This window comes from Bacillus sp. P4_D3, from assembly GCF_056401855.1.
In genome coordinates this window covers 1-1,069 of the sequence record NZ_JBFUIN010000922.1, presented here as the reverse complement: position 1 = coordinate 1,069, position 1,069 = coordinate 1, and the positions used below count along the sequence as shown (strand labels likewise).

The 1,069-nt window shown below is 29.7% G+C and carries 2 protein-coding genes; both read right to left on the bottom strand.

Going from position 1 to position 1,069, the window contains the following annotated elements:
• The coding region (locus AC1DTM_RS28030) for a GNAT family N-acetyltransferase (RefSeq protein WP_477001431.1) at positions 1 to 619 on the bottom strand (619 nt) is incomplete at its 3' end.
• A 54-nt stretch (positions 620 to 673) separates the two neighbouring features.
• Positions 674 to 1,069, bottom strand: a 396-nt coding sequence (locus tag AC1DTM_RS28025; RefSeq protein WP_477001430.1) for a GNAT family N-acetyltransferase, incomplete at its 5' end; no start/stop codon positions are given.

The following is a 1,069-nucleotide window of genomic DNA, read 5'->3' as shown; positions in this document are numbered from 1 at the left end:
TATTAATATTCATTACATTGCTATTAACAAATGAACTATCTTTTAAATTCACTTGATAATACTCTGTATTTGCCAAATTACAGTTTTCGTATTGCACACTTTTCATATCTTTATTTTTAACTAAGTTCTCTTCGCTTGAAGCTGCCTTTATTCTTTTCACATAGCAATACTCATCTTCCGTTTCAAAAATTGTTTCATAGCCCATTTTTTTATAAAAATGGTGATTATTAATTTGCCTACTAGACGTCTCAAGATCCCAAATTCTTACGCTTGGAAACTCTTCTTCTATAAAATCAATAACCTGTGCTCCAATTCCTATTCCTTGATGTTTAGGATCTACAAATATACGATCAATTCTACCGTAAGACTTACCAGTAATCGTAGCTATAATTCCACCAATTATTTCTTCACCCATTATCACTTTAAAAGAATCCAATTCTTCAATCGAATACATAGTCATCTCAATTGAAGAATATCCTGGTGGTTGAATGTTATAATCTACAATTTTCTCTTGATCAGGCAACCATTGTTTTGCTTCTTCATCGAATGTCCTTTTCATTATTTCTGTTAACTTTTCAGCATCTAAGATTGTAGCTTTTTCAATAGATATTATCGTCATTTTGTTTTCCCCTTAAATGTTATAAACCAATAACTTATATGTACAACAAAGTTATTAATTCACTTTTGTTTTTAATACTTTTCCCATTATTACATATGGAACATCATCTTTACTTGGATGAAATGATTCCAATACATTTATCCAATCTAATTTTCCATATAAAGAACGCGCTTTTTCATTGTTTATTTGCGTGGTTAAAACACTTGTTCTATTTGGAATCCCTTCTAATAATTCATTATGTAATTTCGTTCCAAGACCCTCATTTCGATATTTCGGGTGAACTGCTAACTCTACAAATTCAAAACAATTTTCTAACCATTGGTCTACTTGTTCCGAATTTAATGATTTTCTCATTAATTGATTATAGTACTGTCCTTCCAAAGAACGATAACCATAAGTAAAACCAATAACTTCATTTTCATCATTTATTGCTACTACTCCTTTAAAATC